4 protein-coding genes are annotated in these 4,355 nt (G+C 70.8%); 3 read left to right on the top strand and 1 reads right to left on the bottom strand.

The annotated features are described in order from the left end of the window. Window positions 1-136: 136 nt before the first annotated feature. Window positions 137-925, top strand: coding sequence for a cyclase family protein (locus E2C05_RS29220; RefSeq protein ID WP_133223141.1), 789 nt, complete (start codon window positions 137-139; stop codon window positions 923-925). Window positions 926-977: 52 nt separating this feature from the next. Here the strand turns inward: E2C05_RS29220 and E2C05_RS29215 are convergent, their stop codons facing one another. Then, a complete protein-coding gene (locus E2C05_RS29215; protein ID WP_133223140.1) occupies window positions 978-1,496 on the bottom strand; it encodes a MarR family winged helix-turn-helix transcriptional regulator in 519 nt (172 codons plus the stop codon). Between the two features lie 539 nt (window positions 1,497-2,035). On the opposite strand from E2C05_RS29215, the gene E2C05_RS29210 reads away from it, so the two are divergent. Then, window positions 2,036-3,238, top strand: a complete 1,203-nt coding sequence (locus E2C05_RS29210) for a Zn-dependent hydrolase (RefSeq protein WP_133223139.1) — start codon at window positions 2,036-2,038, stop codon at window positions 3,236-3,238. 172 nt (window positions 3,239-3,410) lie between these two features. Continuing rightward, window positions 3,411-4,343, top strand: coding sequence for a transglutaminase family protein (locus tag E2C05_RS29205; RefSeq protein ID WP_133223138.1), 933 nt, complete (start codon window positions 3,411-3,413; stop codon window positions 4,341-4,343). Window positions 4,344-4,355: the final 12 nt, after the last annotated feature.

Raw genomic sequence — 4,355 nt, 5'->3', positions numbered from 1 at the left:
GTCATGGGCCGGCGCGCGCCGGCGCATCGCCGCCTGCGGCGCGGGTCCGGCGGCTGGACCGGCGGCCGCGCCCGGTCCAGGCTCCGCCCCCGGACCGCGGCCCGATGCAGGGGCCGCCGCGAGGGAGGGAAAGGCCATGCCGCGCCGCTTCATCGACATCTCCGTGCCGCTCAAGGCCGGGATCAAGTCGGACCCGCCGGGCATGGAGCCGAACATCGCCTATCACGACCACCACATGACCGCGCCGCGCATGGCGGAATACATGGGCGTGCCGGTGGATGCGCTGCCGGAGGGCGAATATGCCGCGGTGGAGCGGGTGGACATCAGCACGCACAACGGCACGCATCTCGACGCGCCGTACCACTACTTCTCCCGCATGAACGAGCGGCTGAAGCCGGGCGGCGAGCCGTCCTGGCGGATCGACGAGGTGCCGCTCGAATGGTGCCACCAGCCGGCGGTGAAGCTGGATTTCCGGCATTTCGAGGACGGCTACGTGGTGCAGCCCGGCGATGTGGAGGCGGAGCTGGCGCGCATCGGCCACACGCTCCGGCCGCTCGAGATCGTCGTGGTGAACACCCGCGCCGGGTCGCGCTACGGCGAGGACGACTACATCGACTGCGGCTGCGGCATGGGGAAGGCGGCGACGCTCTGGCTGCTGGAGCGCGGCGTGCGGCTGGTCGGCACCGATGGCTGGTCCTGGGACGCGCCCTTCAGCCATACGCGGCGGAAGGTGCAGCAGACCGGCGACGCGTCACTGATCTGGGAAGGGCATCGCGCTGGGCGGGAGATCGGCTATTCGCACCTGGAGAAGCTGCACAACCTGGAGGCGCTGCCGCCTGATGGGTTCCAGGTGGTCTGCTTTCCGGTGAAGGTCCATCGCGGTTCCGCCGGGTGGACGCGGGCGGTGGCCATCATCGACGATTGAGCAAGGGCGCCGCGCATCCCGGGGCCGGCGCAGCCCCGGGACGCGGCCTGGGTCAGACCTGGGCGAAGAGCCGCCGCAGCGCCGGCATGGCGTCCTGGATGGCGGCGCGGTCGGCCTCCTCCAGCCGTTCCAGCCCGGCGCCGAGGCGACCGAACAGGGCGCCGCGGACCGAGGCGGTGACCTGCTGGCCATGCTCGGTCAGCACCAGCTGCATGCGGCGGCGGGAGGCGGGGTGGCGGCTGCGCAGCACATAGCCTTCGGCGGCGAGCTTCACGAGCATGACCGAGGCGGTGGGAAGGCGGACGCCGAGGTAGTTCGCCACCTCGGACAGCGAGGCGCCCGGCGCCACGAACAGGTAGTTCAGGATCCTGAACTGCGGCGGGGTCAGGCGCCCATCCGGCACCGCGCGCACCGCTTCCATGGCCATGATGCGGTTGGCCGTCATCATCATGGCGAGGAGGGCGGGGGGAAGATCCTCGCGCGCCAGCGGCTCCGTCACTGCGGCGGCCGGGGAGAGGATCGGGAAGGGCGGCGCGATCTGTCCAGCGCCTTGGACATTCTGGAGTTGCATGGCCGTCAGTCTATCCAACCCGACCCCCGTCGCAGCAAGCGGAACGGATCGGGTATGACTCAAGCAGGCGGTCCGTTTCGGTATTGCACTTAATCCAAAAACCTGAGGCGAGGCGCGGCGGATAGTCAGCACTAATCTGTAACGAAATCTTCCGGGATCGTGAAAATTGTCGGAATCCTGCGATCTTCGTCACGCCAGTGACCGTATACCGAAATGAAACTTGCCAAGCAGCAACGACGGAAAGCCTTGTTTTCCTAAGATTTCCTTGTCACTTAGTCGTCAGGGTTGCTCGCGAATAGTTGAAGAGCCTAGGGCTTGAGACGTGCGCCGGCGCGCAGCCCGGTCGCTGCCATGCCGGCCCGGGGCCGGCGGGCAGGGCCGGCGCGGCCCGGACTCGCCGTCGCCACGCCGCATCCCGGCGCAGCAATCCCCGGCAAGCCGCCCATGGCACGGGTCGTCGCGGACCCGGCTGGACCGGTCTGGCCTTGCCGGCGCGCGCGCGGCAGCATGACGCAACGCAACCCAAGGCGGAACCCACCATGCCGTCGATCGATGCCGACCGCTTCCTCAGAGACCTCAACGAGCTGCGGCGGATCGGCGCCTACCGCACCGGCGTGCACCGCCCGACCTATTCGCCGCAGGACATGGAAAGCCGCCGCTGGCTGATGGATCGCATGGCGGAGACCGGGCTGGAACCCTCGATCGACGGCATCGGCAATGTCTATGGCCGGCACCGCGGCCGGGGGCCGCACCTGCTGGCCGGCAGCCATATCGAAACCCAGAACCATGCCGGCTGGCTGGACGGCGCCCTCGGCGTCGTCGCCGGCCTGGCGCTGGCCCGCGCCGGCCTGCCGGTGGATGTCGCCGCCTTCGCCGACGAGGAAGGGCATTTCGAGGGCGGCTTCCTCGGCAGCAAGTCCATCATCGGCATCCTGGACGAGGCCGAGATCGACCGCAGCCGCAACCGCACCGACGGCACCCCCCTGCGGGAGGCGCTGGCGGCCGCCGGCCTGGCAGGCAAGCCGCGCCTGCAGCTCGAGAAGGGTCGCCACAAGGGCTTCTTCGAGATGCATATCGAGCAGGGGATCCAGCTCGAGACTGCCGGGCTGCGCGCCGGCGTCGTCACCGGCATCGTCGGCATCTGGCAGTGGCGCATCGTGATCGAGGGCATGCAGGACCATGCCGGCGGTACCACCATGGCCGAGCGGAAGGATGCCGGCCTGGCCGCGGTCCGGCTGCTGGCCATGCTGGACCAGGAGATTCCCAAGGCGTGCGGCGATCGCAGCACCTGGACCTGCGGGCGCATCGCCCTCGACCCCGGCGCGCCGTCCATCATCCCCGGCCGGGCCGACATCCTCTTCCAGTTCCGCGACATCGACACCGCGGTGCTCGAGCGGATGGAGCGCTGCCTGCGCGCCTGCGTGCAGGAAAGCAACCGGCGCGAGCGCACGACCGCCACGCTGCACGCCGTCAGCAAGTCCAGCCCCGCGCCCTGCGACCCGGCGATGATGGCGGCGCTGGACGCGGCGGCGGAGGCGCTGGCGCCCGGCCTCTGGCAGCGGATGCCGAGCGGCGCCGGCCATGATGCGCAGTACATCGCCCGGGTGATGCCCGTGGCGATGCTCTTCACCCCGTCGATCGGCGGCATCAGCCATCACTGGGCGGAGGACACGAAGGAGGAGGACCTGGCGCTGTGCATCCGCATCCTCGGGGATGCGGCCGGGCGCTTCCTCGAAGCCTGAATTCGCCGCGGACGCTTGAATTCGCCGTGCGGGGGCGGGTTATGCCGCACTGCGCAATTTCTTCGGTGAACCAAAGGTTCCCGCGGCGGTTCCTGCCCGCGGAGACCACGATCATGCTGCATGGGAGAAGGCCGGCAGCCGCCGGGCCGCGCCGCGGCCGCCGGGTGGCGCGATGCCGCTGCTGAGCGTCCGCCACCTCACGGTCTATCGCTACCGGCAGCCGGTCGTCTTCGGAGAGCACCGGATGATGCTCCGCCCGCGGGAGGGGCATGACCAGCGGCTGATCGAGGCCAGGCTGGACATCACGCCCGCCCCGGTGGAGCTGCGGTGGCTGCACGACGTCTTCGGCAACAGCGTCGCCATCGCGCGCTTCGCCGGGCGGGCGCGGGAGCTGCGCTTCGAAAGCCAGGTGCGGCTCGACCACCAGCCCCTGAACGCGCTCGACTTCCAGCTCGAGGAATTCGCCCGCGCCTACCCCTTCTCCTATGGCGTCGAGGAATTGCCCGACCTCGCCCGCTCGATCGAGCGGCACTACCCCGACCCCGACCGCACGGTCGATCGCTGGGCCAGGCGCTTCCTCCGGCCGGGCGGGGAGACCGGCACGCTCGAACTGCTCGCCGCCATGACGCATGCGATCGGGCGGGAGCTGACCTACATCCCGCGGCACGAGCGCGGCATCCAGGAGCCGGCGCGCACCCTTGCCCTCGGCAGCGGCACCTGCCGCGACTTCGCCGTGCTACTGATGGAGGCGGCGCGCGCCCTCGGCCTCGCCGCCCGCTTCGTCTCGGGCTATCTCTACAGCCCCGGGCGCGAGGGCGAGACGCATCGCGGCGGCGGCAACACCCATGCCTGGGCGCGGATCTACTTGCCCGGCGCCGGCTGGGTGGAGTTCGACCCGACCAACGGCATCCTCGGCAACCGCGACCTCGTTCGCGTCGCGGTCGCCCGCGATCCCACCCAGGCCCTGCCGCTGCATGGCACCTGGACCGGCTTCCCCGCCGACAGCCTTGGCATGACCGTCGAGGTCAGCGTCACCGCCGAGGCAGCCGTCGCGCCGCCCGCACCGCCCGCGCCCCGGCGCCTGCCCGCCGGGGGCCGGCCCTGAGGCCACGCCGTC

Source organism: Paracraurococcus ruber (genome assembly GCF_004353985.1).
GTDB classification, from domain to species: domain Bacteria; phylum Pseudomonadota; class Alphaproteobacteria; order Acetobacterales; family Acetobacteraceae; genus Paracraurococcus; species Paracraurococcus ruber.
The sequence above is the reverse complement of the archived record's forward strand: the minus strand, read 5'-3'. Positions and strand labels throughout refer to the sequence as shown.

Bases quoted from the DNA above. Each gene is read 5' to 3' on its own strand.
- E2C05_RS29210 (WP_133223139.1), top strand. From the start codon at position 2,036: ATGCCGTCGATCGATGCCGACCGCTTCCTCAGAGACCTCAACGAGCTG.
- E2C05_RS29205 (WP_133223138.1), top strand. From the start codon at position 3,411: ATGCCGCTGCTGAGCGTCCGCCACCTCACGGTCTATCGCTACCGGCAG.
- E2C05_RS29220 (WP_133223141.1), top strand. From the start codon at position 137: ATGCCGCGCCGCTTCATCGACATCTCCGTGCCGCTCAAGGCCGGGATC.
- E2C05_RS29215 (WP_133223140.1), bottom strand. From the start codon at position 1,496: ATGCAACTCCAGAATGTCCAAGGCGCTGGACAGATCGCGCCGCCCTTC.